The sequence below is a fragment of the Lysinibacillus sp. NPDC093197 genome, assembly GCF_044754025.1.
GTDB lineage: Bacteria > Bacillota > Bacilli > Bacillales_A > Planococcaceae > Lysinibacillus.
In genome coordinates this window covers 213,058-229,445 of the sequence record NZ_JBIVOH010000006.1, presented here as the reverse complement: position 1 = coordinate 229,445, position 16,388 = coordinate 213,058, and the positions used below count along the sequence as shown (strand labels likewise).

The window sequence follows — 16,388 nt, the reverse complement described above, 5'->3', positions numbered from 1 at the left end:
TTATTCCTTTCCTCATGTAAAGTACGTGAGAAAAGGATTTTTTTTATTTTCATAATGAATGTAAAGGTAAGTATATACAATTCTTTCCTTATTATAATGACGGATCTTTCGAAATCCTCATGTTAAAAGCAACAACGGCTTGAAAGTTCTATCCTTCAGGAGCGAACTTGACATGGGTAATGAGTACCGTATTAATTTCGCAAATGCTATTTGTAAGAGTAATAGGAGGAAAATCAAATGACAAACCGTCGATTGTTTACATCAGAGAGTGTAACAGAAGGACATCCCGACAAAATTTGTGACCAAATTTCGGATGCCATTTTAGATGCCATTTTAAAAGAAGATCCAAATGCACGTGTAGCGTGTGAAACAACTGTAACAACAGGATTAGTATTAGTAGCTGGAGAAATCACTACTTCTACTTATGTAGATATTAAAGGTATCGTGCGTGATACAGTAGCAGAAATCGGCTATACACGCGGTAAATATGGCTTTGATGCTGAAAACTTAGCAGTACTAGTTGCAATTGGTGAACAATCACCAGATATTGCCCAAGGTGTAGACCAAGCACTAGAAGCGCGCGAAGGTTCTATGACTGATGCAGATATTGAAGCTATTGGCGCAGGCGACCAAGGTTTAATGTTCGGTTACGCTTGTAACGAAACACCTGAGTTAATGCCATTACCTATTAGTTTAGCGCATAAATTAGCTCGTCGTTTAACAGAAGTACGTAAATCAGGTGAACTAGCATATTTACGTCCAGACGGTAAAACACAGGTGACAATTGAGTATGATGAACACAACATCCCAGTTCGTGTCGATACTATTGTTATTTCAACACAGCATGATGAAGAAGCATCACTTGAACAAATTCAATCAGACTTAAAAGAGTTAGTAATAGCACCAGTAGTACCTAGTGAGTTATTAGATGCTCAAACGAAATATTTCATCAACCCAACAGGTCGTTTTGTTATTGGTGGACCTAAAGGAGATGCTGGACTTACTGGGCGTAAAATCATCGTTGATACATACGGTGGCTATGCACGTCATGGTGGTGGTGCATTCTCTGGTAAGGACGCTACAAAAGTAGACCGTTCAGCTGCATATGCTGCTCGTTATGTGGCAAAAAATATTGTTGCTGCAGGTTTAGCAGAACGTGCTGAAGTCCAACTTGCTTATGCCATTGGTGTAGCACAACCAGTATCAATCGCTGTAGATACATTTGGTACAGGAAAAGTAAGCGAAAGCGAAATCGTACAATGGGTTCGCGAACTATTTGATTTACGTCCAGCAGGCATCATTAAAATGCTAGATCTACGTCGCCCAATTTACAAACAAACGGCTGCTTATGGTCACTTTGGTCGTACAGATTTAAATGTACCTTGGGAAAATACGGACAAGGCTGATGCATTAAGAGAAAAAGCAAGTCTATAAGCTATTTTGTAAAGAGCATTCTAATATGTGGTAAACATATGCAAATGTTTTAGTGAAGGGGCTACGTAATGGCCCCTTTCTAACTTGCTTCAGCATTCACACCCCACTTCTAAAGGTTGGATTTGTATGCTGAAGCAAGTTAAAGGCCCAGACGGATGTCATAGATTTTCTAAGGCGCTTTTAGAGCATACTGTAAAAATTTGGATGAAATGATGCCTAGGCGTAATTGATTGCAAAAAAATTCGCGTCTTTCCGTTTACCTTGGAAGGAAATCGCGAATTTATTTTTTATCCTATATAACTTTGTTTATTACTAGAGCACTTACACCTATATCGCAGCCCGCGTATTTTTAGGGCATCCATTATTTTTGAAGAGATTTGTAATATTGACCTTTTTCGGCGTATTCTCTAACGATACGTTCCATGTCTTCTTTATCTTCAGCATTTAATTCACGTACAACTTTTGCTGGACGACCTAATGCTAAGCAATTAGGAGGAATGACTTTACCTGGAGGTACAAGACTACCCGCACCAATAAATGCACCTTCTCCTATCTCTGCCCCATCCAACACGATTGATCCCATACCTATTAATGCATTTTTTCGAATTGTACAGCTATGTAAAGTTACTTGGTGTCCAACTGTTACTTCATCTTCGATTATTAATGGATATTTTGGACTTTGATGTAGACAGCAAAGATCTTGGATACTTACTCGTTTACCAATTATTGTTGGTGATACATCACCTCGAATAACTGTATTAAACCATATAGTTGTCTCGGCACCAATCGTTACGTCACCAGTAACGGTTGCATAGTCAGCTATAAAAACTGATGGATCGATAGTAGGTGTTTTGTCTTTAAACGGATAAATCATGCTAAACGCCTCTTTTCTTTCTTTGATGTAGTATTATCGTATCAAATGCGCAATTTTATGCAAATATAATTTTATAAAGACGAGAATATTTCGTTATAATCATTGTGTAACTATTTATTTAGGAGGACTATGTGAATGTGGAAATGGGAAGCTGATGGACAAGCGAAGGCTGTGATTGCTATTGTTCACGGTGCTTATGAAAATCACCGTTGGTACGCATGGCTTATTGAAAAACTCAGAATGGAAGGCTTCCACGTAGTCATGGGGGATTTACCGAATCATGGGGCAAATGCAAAACTCTCACGTGTCCATGATGAGGACTTTAAAGAGTATAACAAATATACAAGGCATTTAATTGAAAATGCTTTTTCATATGATTTGCCAGTGTTTTTAATGGGGCACGGACTAGGAGCAACGTTAATCCTTCATACAATGCATAAGAGAAAATATGAGTGTGCAGGAATTATTTTGACATCACCTTGGCTGCATTTGAAATTACAGCCTGGTAAGTTATCAAATGCATTAACGAGCTTAAGTGCTTTAACGGCAAGCGTTAAAATGACACACGATATCTCTTTTGACAAATTAACGCGTAGTGTCGAAGGTAGAGATGAAATGAAGGACGAGTTTCCTTTTAAGTCCGTTATCTCAGTAAAGTGGTATCGTGAATTACAGCAAATGATGCGCAATTTAGCGGTCATGCCAAAAGCAGAGTTTCCGAACACGCCTATGCTTATTATGACTGGGGAAAGAGATAGTATCACGGAAACTAGACAAACACGCAATTGGCTACATCAGCAGGAGTTTGCTGAATTCCAATTTAAAGAATGGGCAAAATGCTACCATAATTTATTCCATGAAATAGAGCGTGAAGAGATTTTTGTCTATATCCGAGATTTTGTTAATAATGCCTTGCGTCGAATTGGATATATAATTCGATAGAATGTTTCCCCTCCGAAAAATATTGTTGAATAAGATGTATAGTAACTTGAAAATAATGTTGTAATTTTCAGAAAAATGTAATACTATAATGTCTTAAAGTAAGAATATTCATATTTTGGGAGGGGTAAAATGGAAGGTATTGTAAGTTTTCTGAACAGTATTTTATGGGGGCCGTGGTTTATTTATGGTATTTTATTGATTGGTTTATTCTTTTCAATCATTACACGGTTCCTGCAAGTAAGACTCATTAAGGATATGTTCGTCTTAATGTTTAAAGGAGAGAAATCGGAAAAAGGAATTTCTTCTTTCCAGGCAATGTCGATTGCATTATCAGGGCGTGTTGGTACAGGTAATATTGCTGGTACGGCAACTGCAATCGCAATGGGGGGTCCTGGTGCAATTTTTTGGATGTGGGCAATTGCCTTCATCGGTGCGGCGACGGCCTATGTTGAGTCGACATTAGCACAAATATATAAAGAAGAGAAAGATACAGAATACCGTGGTGGTCCGGCCTTTTACATTGAAAAAGGAATGGGGCAAAAATGGTTTGCAGTCATTTTTGCGATTGCGGCGTTAATCGCAATGTTAATATTAATGCCTGGCGTTCAATCGAATGCAATTTCGGTTGCTGTTGAAAACGCTTTCGGTATGGAATCTTGGATTACAGGAATAATAATTGTCGTATTATTAGGTGCAATTATTTTCGGTGGGGTTAAATCGATTGCAAATGTAGCACAGGTCGTTGTACCGTTCATGGCTTTAGCATATATTCTAATGGCAATTGTTATCATTTTTATGAATATTTCACAAGTACCTGCTGTATTTTCTTTAATTTTCTCAAGTGCTTTTGGTGCTCAAGAAGTATTTGGGGGTATTATTGGTTCAGCAATCGCTTGGGGTGTTAAGCGTGGTATTTATTCAAACGAAGCTGGTCAAGGAACTGGAGCACATCCAGCTGCAGCTGCAGAAGTTTCACATCCTGCGAAACAAGGTATTGTACAAGCAGCATCTGTGTACATTGATACATTATTAGTTTGTTCGGCTACTGCATTTATGATTTTATTTACAGGTATGTATAATGTTCAAAATGAAAAGGCTGTTGAAGGTGCAGATTCGTTTATTTACGTAGGAGAATTCAATCAAAACGGTCTTACAGGAGACGAACAAATCACGTTTGCGAAAAGTATTAAAGAAGGTGCTGCGTATACACAATATGCAGTGGAATCTTCATTGCCAGGCATTGGATCAGAGTTTGTAGCAATTGCTTTATTCTTCTTTGCATTTACGACAATCATGGCGTACTACTATATAGCTGAAACGAATGTAGCCTACTTATTCACTGGGCAAACCGAAAAGATTTTCATTTGGATAGCTAAGATTGCCTTTTTGATTGCCACATTTTATGGAACGATTCGTACATCTGACCTTGCGTGGGCAATGGGAGATGTTGGTTTAGGTTTAATGGTATGGATAAATGTAATTGCTATCTTAATTATTATGAAACCTGCGATTCTAGCATTAAAAGATTACGAGAAACAGAAAAAAGAGGGCAAAGACCCTGTTTTTGATCCTCGTAAACTAGGAATTAAAGGTGCAGATTTTTGGATTGAATACAATGATAAACGAAAAAATAAATAATATGTAAAAAGGGTCCTCTCATTATGAGAGGGCTTTTTTATTTTTGTTGCTGCAACGGGCGGACGCTTTCTGCGGGCACATTGTAAGCCACAACCCTCTCTATCGCACGGTCTGTTGCGTCTTACGTTTTGTGCGTTATGAGCAGGCGTCGTCGCCCTCCACTCCAATCAACTCGTATAATTGTTTGAGTGCCTGGCACCAATTCTAAGTTAGTGGGGAATTTCATTTTTTTGTAAAAATCAAAAAGATAAAAAAATGATAAAAGTATCAAGCGTTAACTGTTTCATGTCTTTTGTCTAAGATTTTGATGAATAAGTAGAGTCCTATCATAGAAGGCATCTAGCTAAAATTATATAGAAACAGTATTTTCTATATTAAAAAGTATTCCATCATAATTCTTTGTGCCTCTGAGAAAGGAAAAAGCCCGAAATTTCAAGTTCGGGCTTTTGTAAAAAGGGTTATTTGGTAGGTAAGTCTTTCATTTTTTCTAGGGCAATGACAAATGGGGGATCGTTTTGTTGGTTTAGAAATTCGTATTTTAACACATGTACATATTTTTGTGGTAAATGACTGACAAATTCAATAACAGCGTCACGTTCTTCCTTACCACCTGGATGGCCATGGTAGATGACAAGCACAATTAAGCCTCCAATTTTTAGGAGTTGTAGTAAATCTTTAATCGCTTGAATAGTTGTATTCGGTTTTGTCACGATATCATGGTCACTACCAGGTAAATAGCCAAGATTAAAAATTGCAGCAGTAACTGGCTTTTGCACATGTTGGTTTATATTTTCGTGCCCAGTATGTAACACTAGGGCACGGTGCTCTAACGCGTTGTCTAGAAGACGATGTAAAGTAGCGTCAACAGCGCTTTTTTGCACATCAAATGCATAAACTTGTCCGTTATCGCCAACAAGCTGTGCTAAAAATAATGTATCATGGCCGTTTCCAGCTGTGGCATCTACAACTGTATCGCCTTCTTGTATCGTGTCTACTAATAATTGCTGTGCATATTGTAAGACTCGTTGAAGCTTCATTTTGTGACCTCAGCATTATAAAACTTACCTTGCCAACTGCCACGGCGTTCTAACTCCGCATCAATCCCATTCAGTACTTCCCACTTATTGACACTCCACATCGGTCCAATCATTAAATCAATGGGCCCGTCACCTGTTATACGATGAATTACCATATGAGGTGGCAAAATTTCTAACTGATCGGCTACTAGTTTTGTGTAAACATCTTGGTCTAAAAATTCTAGCATGCCTTTTTCATATTGTTTTACCATTGGTGTCCCTTTTAATAGGTGAAGTAAATGGATTTTAATGCCTTGGACATCGAGCTTTGCAACTGCGCGTGCAGTTTCCATCATCATGTCATAGTCTTCTAGTGGAAGCCCATTTATAATATGTGAACATACGCGAATTCCGTGTTTACGAAGTTTTTCAACACCTTCTACATATGTTGCATAGTCATGTGCACGATTAATGAGGTTTGCTGTTTTTTCATGAACTGTTTGAAGTCCGAGTTCAATCCATAAATAAGTGCGTTCGTTTAGTTCTGCCAAATATTCTACAACATCATCAGGAAGGCAGTCTGGACGTGTCGCAATGGAAAGTCCTACTACGCCTTCTTGCGCTAATGCTGCCTCAAATTTCTCCTTTAAGACAGGAAGCGGTGCATGTGTATTTGTATACGCTTGGAAGTAAGCCATATACTTGCCATCTTTCCATTTTTGATGCATTTTGTCACGAATTTCTGCGAACTGCACATCAATTGGGTCTACTTTATTACCCGCAAAGTCTCCTGACCCTGCAGCACTGCAAAATGTACAACCCCCAAATGCAACAGTACCATCACGGTTCGGGCAATCAAAACCTGCATCGAGCGCTACTTTAAATACTTTGTGACCAAACTGATCACGTAAATATCGATTCCATGTATAGTATCTTTTCCCCTCTGTAGGAAAAGGAAAGTTTATTTCTGTCATGTATTTCACTCCTCTAACGTTATATTTTATCATGTGCGTAAGGTTCCGTCATGGATAAGAATTTTAATATGTAGGAATGGTTGAGATATAAGTTTATTCATTTAAATAAGCAATGTGATTTATTGTCCAGATGGAGGAATGCATATCTGCTATAGCAAGAGCACAGTGAGGAAAAAAGTCTATTTAAAAAAGGAATATTTTATGAAGAAAAGGTAAATTTATTTTCCTTGTACTTTTTTATTTTTCAGCATAAACTAGCTATTTAGAGATACGAAATAACGGAGGTCAAGAATATGCCAAAAAGTGTTTGGTTTTTAATTATCGGTATGCTTGTGAACACGACGGGCAACTCTTTTTTATGGCCTTTAAATGCCATTTATATGCATGACTACCTAGGAAAGACACTTGCCATGGCTGGCTTTATTTTAATGTTGAATTCGGCTGCAGGTGTGTTAGGGAATCTTTTAGGTGGATTTTTATTTGATAGAATTGGTGGCTACAAGTCTATTATGCTAGGTATTCTTTTAACAGTTGCCTCGTTAGTCGGCTTAACGATTTGGCATGGTTGGCCTCATTATGTGTGGTTCTTAACTGTCCTTGGATTTAGTGGAGGCATTGTATTTCCAGGAATGTTTGCGCTAGCTGGAGCTGCTTGGCCTGAGGGCGGACGTAAAGCGTTTAATGCGATTTATTTAGCACAAAATGTTGGTGTTGCTGTTGGTCCTGCATTAGCTGGCATTGTTGCAGATTATCAATTTGATTATGTCTTTGTGGTCAATTTAGCAATGTATATTCTATTTTTCCTCATAGCATTGATTACATTTAAAGGAATAGATTCAGAAAGTATAGCGCTGAAAAATGTAGTAAGTGAGAGTAAACGCATTACAAATAAAGCACCATTTTATGCGCTATTAATTTTAAGCACGTCTTCTGTATTATGCTGGCTTGCTTATTCACAATGGAGTGCGACGATTTCTTCGTATACACAAGATTTAGGTTTAGGGTTAAAGCAATATAGTTTACTTTGGACTATTAATGGACTTCTCATAGTGATTGGGCAGCCATTAATCGCTCCACTTGTGAGGCGCTGGGAGCATCAAATAAAGCGACAATTAGTATTTGGTATTACGCTTATAGCAGCTTCATTTGGAATTATAGCATTTGCTGAAGATTTTAAAATGTTTGCAGCTGCAATGGTCGTACTAACATTTGGAGAAATGTTTTATACACCAGCATTACCTACAATCGCGAATCAGCTTGCACCAAAAGGCCGAGAGGGTTTCTACCAAGGGATTATCAATAGTGCGGCAACAGCAGGCCGTATGATAGGTCCATTGTTCGGCGGCATAATGGTAGATCAGTTTGGAATGATTGCACTCGTTTCTATTTTAGTAGTCGTTGTATTAATGGGTATTTTCCCATGCCTTATGTATGACCGACCGTTGCTGATGAGTGACAGGCACGGAAACAATTCTGAAAATTAAAGACGATTTATATTAAAGCGAATGAAAATCATTCGCTTTTTTTATTTTTTGGATTGAAATTGACCTCGCAAAACGATACAATCATACATATTCAAATATTTGAATATGTAGACATAATAATGGGGGGATTAACGTGGAAGAGGGCTTACAACAGTTTAAAGCCGATTTTTTTAAAGCTTTAGCACACCCGTTACGAATTAGAATTCTTGAATTATTGGTAGATGGTAAGAAAAGTGTTAATGAGATTCAAAGTTGCCTTGAAAAAGAGGGCTCAGCAGTTTCGCAGCAGCTAAGTGTATTACGGGCGAAAAATATTGTTTATGGCACGAAGGAAGGAAAAAAAGTTTACTATTCTTTGAGTGATCCGATGATTGTTGAGTTGCTACGTGTTGCCAAAGACATTTTTAACAACCATTTAATTCATACAATTTCAAGATTAGAAGAAATGACCGTCAGTGAAAATGATGAAGAGATGATGTAAGGTCATATTTTCATTTCCCCCTTAGAAAACAGCCTAGTATTGAATAAAAGAACGGTCTGGATTCAAAGAATTTATTATTTCGAAGGGAAGATTACTATATGAAGTCACTGTTTACGGGGCGGTTTGAAGGTTATTCTGTAAATCTTTTCAAAAAGGATTTATTGTCTGGGATTATTGTTGGTATTGTTGCAATTCCTTTAGCGATGTCTTTTGCAATTGCATCAGGTGTAAAACCAGAATACGGCATTTATACAGCGTGTATTGCAGGCATACTAATTTCACTTTTTGGTGGTTCAAAATATCAAATTGGCGGTCCTACTGGTGCTTTTGTGCCCATTTTATTAGGAATTGTCTTATCATACGGCTATGAAAATCTATTGATTGCGGGGTTAATGGCGGGTGTCTTGCTATGCTTAATGGGCATTTTCAAGCTGGGCTCCCTAATAAAATTTATTCCGCGTCCTGTAACGATAGGGTTTACTGCGGGTATTGCGGTCATTATTTTTACGGGGCAAATAGCCAATTTTTTAGGACTGACAAATATTACACGGCATGAATATTTTATCACTAATATGAAAGAGCTCTTTGTGCATATTGGTACAACAAATTATTATAGTATTTTTATAGCAATCATTTGTCTTGTAATAATATTAGTGACACCTAAAGTTTTTCCAAAAGTACCTGGCGCATTGGTAGGTATTGTTGTTTCTACACTTGTTGCTAGCTTCTTTTTTTCAGGACAAGTTGCAACAATTGCTACAGCTTACGGCCAAATTCCAAATACTTTACCGGCGTTTTCAATACCTGAAATTACCTTTGAACGAATGCAATTATTAATTGGTCCTGCATTTGTCATTGCTATGTTGGGAGGAATTGAATCTCTTTTATCAGCGGTAGTTGCTGACGGAATGACAAATAGTAAGCATAATAGTAATCGTGAGCTAGTAGGGCAAGGCATAGCGAACATTGTAACACCTTTATTTGGAGGGATTCCTGCTACAGGGGCAATCGCGCGTACTGCAACAAATATAAAAACGGGTGCGGCATCCCCAATGTCAGGTATTATTCATGGTGTTTTTGTATTAGTCACGTTATTGTTGTTAGCGCCTTTTGCTTCTCATATTCCGTTAGCTAGTATGGCACCGGTGTTGATGGTCGTAGCGTGGAATATGAGTGAACGAAAGCATTTCGCCCATATTGTGAAAGCGAAATCAGGAGATTCACTTGTTTTAATGATTACGTTTTTACTTACGGTTTTCGCTAGCTTAACGATAGCTGTAGAAGTAGGGCTTGGTTTGGCAATTGTGTTATTTGTTAAACGAATGAGTGAGAAGTTGGTTGTAGATAAGGTTTTACCAGATCATACAAAAAATAATGGCAAGGTACAGCCGCATGTTGTCAATCAAAAGCATGACTGCCCACAAATTAGTATTTATTCAATTGAGGGGCCGCTATTTTTTGGTGCAGCACAAACCTTTGAGCAGACATTACAACATTCAATGAACGACCATCCAAGAGTTTTAATTTTGCGTATGAGTAAAGTGCCTTTTATGGATTCTACGGGAGAGTCTTATTTTAGCAATATCGTGCAAAACTTCACAACACAAGGTGGCATCGTTTTAGTAACGGGTGTCTCTAAAGATTTAAAAGTGGCACTGCTTCGTAATGGTTTATACGATCAAATTGGAAAAGATAATTTCTATGAACATACAGGAGATGCTATTAACAGGGCATTAAAGGATTTAGATATGAACAAATGCATCGGCTGCAAACATTTTGCCTTCCACGAATGCGTGGACTTTTCCTCAGGTGACCCTCGAGTGACAGGCACAGAAAAGATTCTGACAATTGAAGCTGGGTTAAATAAAAGCTCCACATGATGAATTATCGTGTGGAGCCTTTTTCAGTTTGTACTGCATTAGCAATTACTCGCTTTGCTGTACTTCGCAATATTGACAATAGGATGGAGGATGAAACTGTGATGTTTGAAGTAAACAATTTTTGAGAATACTCGTATTAAGAAATGGGTAATCTGGTGATGTATTATGCTTATAAAGATGATAGGAGCTATATGGATAATCTTCCATGTTCGCAACAATAGGTGGAGCTGTTGAAATAGGATTGCGATGGATATAGCGACTAACACTCAGCATATCTAGTTGTGAGGGAACAAGATCTGCAAAATAGCGACTCTCATACAGATGACCGCAATATTGATATTTCTTTTTAAAGTAATTACTGTAGCGCCAATTGATGACCGCCATCAATTTCCCTAGTGGAACTTCAGGTGACTGAATTAGAAGATGATAGTGGTTAGACATAATGCAATAAGCAACAATGCTAAAAGTGTATTTTTGATAAGCATATTGCAGTACACGAAAAAAAGCATTGTAATCAGCAACATTCAAAAAAATAGGTTGACGATTGTTGCCACGCATTACTACATGATGATAATGATGTGGAGACCAAAGTCGTTTTTTTCTTGGCACACGATACTTCCTCCTTTTTCGTTTTCTATAGCATAAAAATGAATGAAAATAACGTCAAATATAGGAAAGTATCAGAAGCAACTAATAATTTTATTTTTATCAAGGAAAAAGGGTGAAATATCACGAATCTATCCAAAAATCATGGGAAATAATTTTTTTCGCTAATTGTGTGTGAATTGTGTGCGTGCCTGGCACCGATAAAAAGAGGCTTGTGCTTTTTAGGACTTTCCATTAGAATAAATGCAATACATGTAAAGACATTGATGAGGAATAGTAAATTTGTGGTTCTTTTTAGAGAGCTAGCGGTTGGTGGAAGCTAGTAGGGATGCAAATTGAACTCGCCTGCTGAGTCTGCGTACATAAGTGTTATGTGTGCCGTCATTTCCGCGTTAAGGAAGCTTGAGCCGAGTGTAATCACTAATTTGGGTGGTACCGCGGGAGATAAGAATGCTCTCGTCCCTTCTGACAAAGGAAGGGGCGAGTTTTTTTATTTTTTAAATATTTTGTCAATTCTTACGATAAGTGGTATTGAACATATATAAGGAGGAAATATTATGAGCTTTAATCATCAACAAGTTGAAAAAAAGTGGCAGCAATATTGGGATGTCAACAAAACATTCAAAACAGAAAATGAAACGGATAAACCGAAATTTTATGCACTTGATATGTTCCCATATCCATCAGGAGCGGGACTTCACGTAGGGCATCCTGAAGGGTATACAGCAACAGATATCCTTTCACGTTTCAAACGTATGCAGGGCTTTAATGTTTTACATCCAATGGGATGGGATGCATTCGGTTTACCTGCAGAGCAATATGCATTAGATACAGGGAATGACCCAGCAGAATTTACGGCAAAAAATATTGCAACATTTAAGCGTCAAATTCAAGAACTAGGATTTAGCTATGATTGGGATCGTGAAATTAACACAACAGATCCTGAATACTACAAATGGACACAATGGATTTTCATTCAATTATATAAAAAAGGCTTAGCGTATGTAGATGAAGTGGCTGTAAACTGGTGCCCAGCATTAGGTACAGTGCTTGCCAATGAAGAAGTCATTGATGGGAAATCTGAGCGCGGAGGACATCCGGTAGAACGTCGCCCAATGAAACAATGGATGCTGAAAATTACTGCCTATGCGGATCGTCTAATTGATGATTTAGAAGAAGTTGATTGGCCAGAATCGATTAAAGATATGCAACGTAACTGGATTGGACGCTCTGAAGGTGCTGAAGTAACATTTGGCATTGAAGGAACAGATAAAAACTTTACGGTATTTACTACACGCCCTGATACGTTATTCGGTGCTACTTATACAGTACTTGCACCTGAGCATAAACTAGTAGCTGAAATTACAACAGCTGAACAACAAGCTGCTGTAGAAGCGTATCTTGAAAAGGTAAAAATGAAATCGGATTTAGAGCGTACTGATTTAGCTAAAGAAAAAACAGGTGTATTTACTGGCGCTTATGCAGTGAATCCTATTAACGGTAAAAAAGTGCCGATTTGGATTGCTGATTATGTGTTAGCTACGTACGGCACTGGTGCTATTATGGCGGTTCCTGCTCACGACGAACGTGATTATGAATTTGCCAAAGAGTTCGGCTTAGACATCGTAGCTGTGCTTGAAGGTGGAGACATCGACAAAGAAGCATTTACAGGTGACGGTCAGCACATTAACTCTGACTTCCTTGACGGCTTAAATAAAGCAGATGGTATTGCTAAAGCGATTGAATGGTTAGAAGAAAAAGGTGTAGGTGAGAAAAAAGTATCTTATCGTCTTCGTGACTGGTTATTCTCTCGTCAACGTTATTGGGGAGAGCCAATTCCAATGATTCATTGGGAAGATGGCACAACGACTCCAGTTCCAGAAGCAGAATTACCTTTAATGCTTCCGAAAACAGATAATATTCGTCCATCAGGAACAGGAGAATCTCCATTAGCTAATATTACAGATTGGGTAAATGTTGTAGATCCTGAAACAGGTATGAAGGGTCGCCGTGAAACAAATACAATGCCTCAATGGGCAGGTTCAAGCTGGTACTTCTTACGTTATATTGATCCGAACAATACGGAAGCGATTGCTGACCCAGAGTTACTAAAACGTTGGTTACCAGTCGATATTTATATCGGAGGAGCAGAGCATGCAGTATTGCACTTACTATACGCACGCTTCTGGCACAAAGTACTATATGATCTAGGTGTAGTTCACACGAAAGAGCCATTCCAAAAATTATTTAACCAAGGCATGATTCTTGGTGAAGGTAATGAAAAAATGTCTAAATCAAAAGGCAATGTCGTGAACCCAGATGAGATTATTGAGTCTCACGGTGCAGATACACTACGCCTTTATGAAATGTTCATGGGTCCATTAGAAGCATCAGTTGCATGGTCTACTAATGGCTTAGATGGTGCTCGTCGATTCCTAGACCGTATTTGGCGTTTATTCGTCAGTGAGGAAGATTGTACATTATCAGCGAAGGTTCAAACTTCAGACGATAAATTCCTAGAAAAGTCATATCACCAAACAGTGAAAAAAGTGACAGAAGACTACGAAGGAATTCGTTTCAATACAGCCATTTCACAAATGATGGTATTCATTAATGATTGCTACAAAGCAGAAGTTATTCCAACGGCTTACGCTGAAGGGTTTGTGAAAATGCTAGCACCAATTGCACCACATGTCGCAGAGGAGCTATGGCAGCTGTTAGGTCATGAAGAAACATTGTCTTACGAGCAATGGCCAGCATACGATGCGTCTAAACTAGTAGACGATGAAGTAGAAGTTGCTGTTCAAGTGGCTGGTAAAGTACGTGCAAAAATCATCGTTGCAAAAGATGCTTCAAAAGAAGAAATCGAAAAAGTAGCATTAGCTGATGAAAAAGTACAAGAATATATGGCGGGTAAAGACTTGGTAAAAATTATTGTAATTCCAGGTAAACTTGTTAATATCGTTGTTAAATAAAAATAGGAAGAACCGTGAAATACGCTTTTCAATAGCGTACTTCACGGTTTTTTTTTCGCCAAAATGCCAATCGTAAATTAGAAAAGTAAGCGACATGATTTGACAAGACTTAGGTAAAAAAGATGTTATTTTAGATTTTTATAGCAAAATATGTATCTTTTGGCGTTAATAAAGGTTAAAATTCTCTATGTATATAGTAATGAAAACGATGCGAAAAGGAGAATATTTATGAAAAAGTCACAGAGATTGAGCGATAAGGTATTATTGTTCGCTAGTATTGTGGTAGTCCTAATTGTAGGACTAGTGATAGGTATTTTATATATGAATACGAATAATTCCGTGGAAGGAGCAATAGGTCGTGATGGCGTAACGAAAGCACAAACAATCGCCTCACTTGTAGATGTGGAGGCGTATAAAAAATTAATTGACTCAGATGATGCAAAGTCAACGTTATATAAAGATTTGCGGGAAGAGTTAAATACATTACGTATACATAATGGTCTTTTATATGCTTATGTTTTATATCCCCCAACAGAGGGAGAAAATTTGAAATTTTTAGTCGACGGTTTACCGTTAGATGAAGAAATGGCTGGTGCTATGGGGGATCCATCTGAGGTTCTTACATATAAAGATGGTCAAAAGGCTATTGATAAGAATGGCTATTATTCAGCAATACAAAAAAGTGAAACATACGGTTCTTTAATGTCTGCAATTACACCATTAAAAGATAGTTCAGGAAATACGGTTGCCTTTGTCGGTGTAGACATGATGGCAAATGATGTACAGGCTGTTCAAAGCGATGTGTTAAAACATACGATTCCTTATATTGTTATTATTTTATTAATTGGTGGAGTAATTTTAATTGGTATTATTCGCTTTTATACAAATCGCTTATTACAGCCTCTTGTTGTTTTAAAAGATGTAGCAGAGCAATTCGCTGATGGAGATATTCGCAGTGCTGAAAAAGGCTTAGATGAGATTAAAGTGGCAGGAAACAATGAAATTTCTGCTTTTGCTAAAGCATTTACACAATCCATGTACAAATTAAAAGAAACATTCCATTTGATTCATGGGACAGCTGTTAATTTACAACAGGCGATTGATAATATTCATACTTCGACGGGAACGGTGAGTAGTTCAAACAGTGAAGTGGCGAGTAGTATTGTGACGATTGCAAGTGGTAGCGAACAGCAACGTGCTAACAATGAAGAAGTTGTTCGTGCGATGGAGGAGATGGTATCAGGAATTCAACGTATGGCAGACGCTACATCGAATGTGGCGGAGTCATCGAACGATATTACGGATCGTGTCCAAACAGGTGTAGCAGATTCTGAAAATGTTGTATTTAAAATTCATCAAGTTGAAAAATCGGTACTAGCTACATCTGATCATGTTACGGAGATGGGTAAACAATTCCGTTCTATTGAAGAAATGGTAGCTGTTATTACAAGTATCGCAGATCAAACCAATTTACTAGCATTAAATGCAGCGATTGAAGCAGCCCGTGCAGGCGAGGCAGGAAAAGGGTTTGCGGTAGTCGCTGACGAAGTAAGAAAATTAGCTGAAATGTCTCGTGTTTCGGCTGAAAATATTCAAAATCAATTGCAAAGTTTTAGCATTACAACAACTAAAGCATTGGAAGAGATGCAAACTAGTGCTACAAGTGTTAAAGATGGAAGCGAAGAAGTAGGTAAAATAGGCCAAGCATTAGTAATGATCTTACAAGGTGTGCAAAGTGTGAACCAAGAAATACAGGAAAACTCGGCTATTATCGAGCAAATGTCAGCAAGCTCAGAGGAAGTATTAGCATCTGCTGAGCAAATGAATAATGTAATAGTTATGAATGCCAATCGTGCGGAAAGTGTAGCACAAGCTTCAGACCAACAAATGGAAATAGTCCATGATTTAGAGTCTGTTGTTGAAGAATTAGAAAACAGTTCTAAAAAAATGTTTGATGCTATTAATCATTTTAAAATTTAAGGGACTTGTGTTGAGCGTTTAACATTTGCCAAAGTATAGTTAAGAAAAAAGTGTCCGAAATATGGGCACTTTTTTCGTTTTCGTGAAACTATCTTAAAGGATTT

General features: G+C 37.9%; 12 protein-coding genes and 1 other annotated feature. Of the genes, 8 read left to right on the top strand and 4 right to left on the bottom strand.

The genetic code is table 11. From position 1 onward, the window contains the following. The first annotated feature begins 237 nt into the window (after window positions 1-237). Complete coding sequence (gene metK, locus ACIP9G_RS16715) at window positions 238-1,434, top strand: methionine adenosyltransferase (protein WP_340822917.1); 1,197 nt, start codon at window positions 238-240, stop codon at window positions 1,432-1,434. Between the two features lie 361 nt (window positions 1,435-1,795). Here metK and ACIP9G_RS16710 read toward each other — a convergent pair whose 3' ends face one another. Then, complete coding sequence (locus ACIP9G_RS16710) at window positions 1,796-2,308, bottom strand: gamma carbonic anhydrase (RefSeq protein WP_024363704.1); 513 nt, start codon at window positions 2,306-2,308, stop codon at window positions 1,796-1,798. Window positions 2,309-2,443: 135 nt separating this feature from the next. On the opposite strand from ACIP9G_RS16710, the gene ACIP9G_RS16705 reads away from it, so the two are divergent. Together ACIP9G_RS16705 and ACIP9G_RS16700 are read left to right on the top strand one after the other, a co-directional pair. Further along, window positions 2,444-3,250, top strand: a complete 807-nt coding sequence (locus tag ACIP9G_RS16705; RefSeq protein ID WP_340822920.1) for an alpha/beta hydrolase — start codon at window positions 2,444-2,446, stop codon at window positions 3,248-3,250. 129 nt (window positions 3,251-3,379) lie between these two features. Next, window positions 3,380-4,888 (top strand): alanine/glycine:cation symporter family protein, encoded by a 1,509-nt coding sequence (locus ACIP9G_RS16700; RefSeq protein WP_401020826.1) that lies wholly within the window; start codon window positions 3,380-3,382, stop codon window positions 4,886-4,888. A 458-nt stretch (window positions 4,889-5,346) separates the two neighbouring features. Here ACIP9G_RS16700 and mnmM read toward each other — a convergent pair whose 3' ends face one another. Beyond that, complete coding sequence (mnmM, locus tag ACIP9G_RS16695; protein ID WP_401020824.1) at window positions 5,347-5,925, bottom strand: tRNA 5-(aminomethyl)-2-thiouridylate-methyltransferase MnmM; 579 nt, start codon at window positions 5,923-5,925, stop codon at window positions 5,347-5,349. After that, window positions 5,922-6,878 carry a tRNA modification radical SAM protein MnmL/YtqA gene (gene mnmL / locus ACIP9G_RS16690; protein WP_340822924.1) on the bottom strand — a complete coding sequence of 319 codons (957 nt, stop codon included), beginning with the start codon at window positions 6,876-6,878 and terminating at the stop codon, window positions 5,922-5,924. Before mnmL ends, mnmM begins: the two co-directional genes overlap by 4 nt. A 293-nt stretch (window positions 6,879-7,171) precedes the next feature. On the opposite strand from mnmL, the gene ACIP9G_RS16685 reads away from it, so the two are divergent. From ACIP9G_RS16685 to ACIP9G_RS16675, 3 genes are all read left to right on the top strand, one after another. Beyond that, window positions 7,172-8,362 (top strand): MDR family MFS transporter, encoded by a 1,191-nt coding sequence (locus ACIP9G_RS16685; RefSeq protein ID WP_340822925.1) that lies wholly within the window; start codon window positions 7,172-7,174, stop codon window positions 8,360-8,362. Window positions 8,363-8,495: 133 nt separating this feature from the next. Then, complete coding sequence (locus tag ACIP9G_RS16680; protein WP_340822926.1) at window positions 8,496-8,843, top strand: ArsR/SmtB family transcription factor; 348 nt, start codon at window positions 8,496-8,498, stop codon at window positions 8,841-8,843. 98 nt (window positions 8,844-8,941) lie between these two features. After that, window positions 8,942-10,723 (top strand): SulP family inorganic anion transporter, encoded by a 1,782-nt coding sequence (locus ACIP9G_RS16675; protein WP_401020820.1) that lies wholly within the window; start codon window positions 8,942-8,944, stop codon window positions 10,721-10,723. A gap of 45 nt (window positions 10,724-10,768) precedes the next feature. On the opposite strand, the gene ACIP9G_RS16670 is transcribed toward ACIP9G_RS16675, so the two are convergent. Continuing rightward, on the bottom strand, window positions 10,769-11,332 hold the full coding sequence (locus ACIP9G_RS16670; RefSeq protein WP_401020817.1) for a transposase: 564 nt from the start codon (window positions 11,330-11,332) through the stop codon (window positions 10,769-10,771). Between the two features lie 251 nt (window positions 11,333-11,583). After that, window positions 11,584-11,796, top strand: a binding site (T-box leader). A gap of 90 nt (window positions 11,797-11,886) precedes the next feature. Here ACIP9G_RS16670 and leuS point away from each other — a divergent pair. Both leuS and ACIP9G_RS22705 read left to right on the top strand, forming a co-directional pair. Continuing rightward, the gene (leuS, locus tag ACIP9G_RS16665; protein WP_401020815.1) at window positions 11,887-14,304 is read left to right on the top strand and encodes a leucine--tRNA ligase; all 2,418 of its coding nucleotides are present in this window, start codon (window positions 11,887-11,889) and stop codon (window positions 14,302-14,304) included. 228 nt (window positions 14,305-14,532) lie between these two features. Then, the gene (locus tag ACIP9G_RS22705) at window positions 14,533-16,284 is read left to right on the top strand and encodes a methyl-accepting chemotaxis protein (RefSeq protein WP_483869664.1); all 1,752 of its coding nucleotides are present in this window, start codon (window positions 14,533-14,535) and stop codon (window positions 16,282-16,284) included. Window positions 16,285-16,388 lie beyond the last annotated feature (104 nt).

Coding starts and splice junctions, on each gene's coding strand:
- mnmL (WP_340822924.1), bottom strand. CDS start 6,878: ATGACAGAAATAAACTTTCCTTTTCCTACAGAGGGGAAAAGATACTAT.
- ACIP9G_RS16700 (WP_401020826.1), top strand. CDS start 3,380: ATGGAAGGTATTGTAAGTTTTCTGAACAGTATTTTATGGGGGCCGTGG.
- ACIP9G_RS16685 (WP_340822925.1), top strand. CDS start 7,172: ATGCCAAAAAGTGTTTGGTTTTTAATTATCGGTATGCTTGTGAACACG.
- mnmM (WP_401020824.1), bottom strand. CDS start 5,925: ATGAAGCTTCAACGAGTCTTACAATATGCACAGCAATTATTAGTAGAC.
- ACIP9G_RS16675 (WP_401020820.1), top strand. CDS start 8,942: ATGAAGTCACTGTTTACGGGGCGGTTTGAAGGTTATTCTGTAAATCTT.
- leuS (WP_401020815.1), top strand. CDS start 11,887: ATGAGCTTTAATCATCAACAAGTTGAAAAAAAGTGGCAGCAATATTGG.
- metK (WP_340822917.1), top strand. CDS start 238: ATGACAAACCGTCGATTGTTTACATCAGAGAGTGTAACAGAAGGACAT.
- ACIP9G_RS16710 (WP_024363704.1), bottom strand. CDS start 2,308: ATGATTTATCCGTTTAAAGACAAAACACCTACTATCGATCCATCAGTT.
- ACIP9G_RS16705 (WP_340822920.1), top strand. CDS start 2,444: ATGTGGAAATGGGAAGCTGATGGACAAGCGAAGGCTGTGATTGCTATT.
- ACIP9G_RS22705 (WP_483869664.1), top strand. CDS start 14,533: ATGAAAAAGTCACAGAGATTGAGCGATAAGGTATTATTGTTCGCTAGT.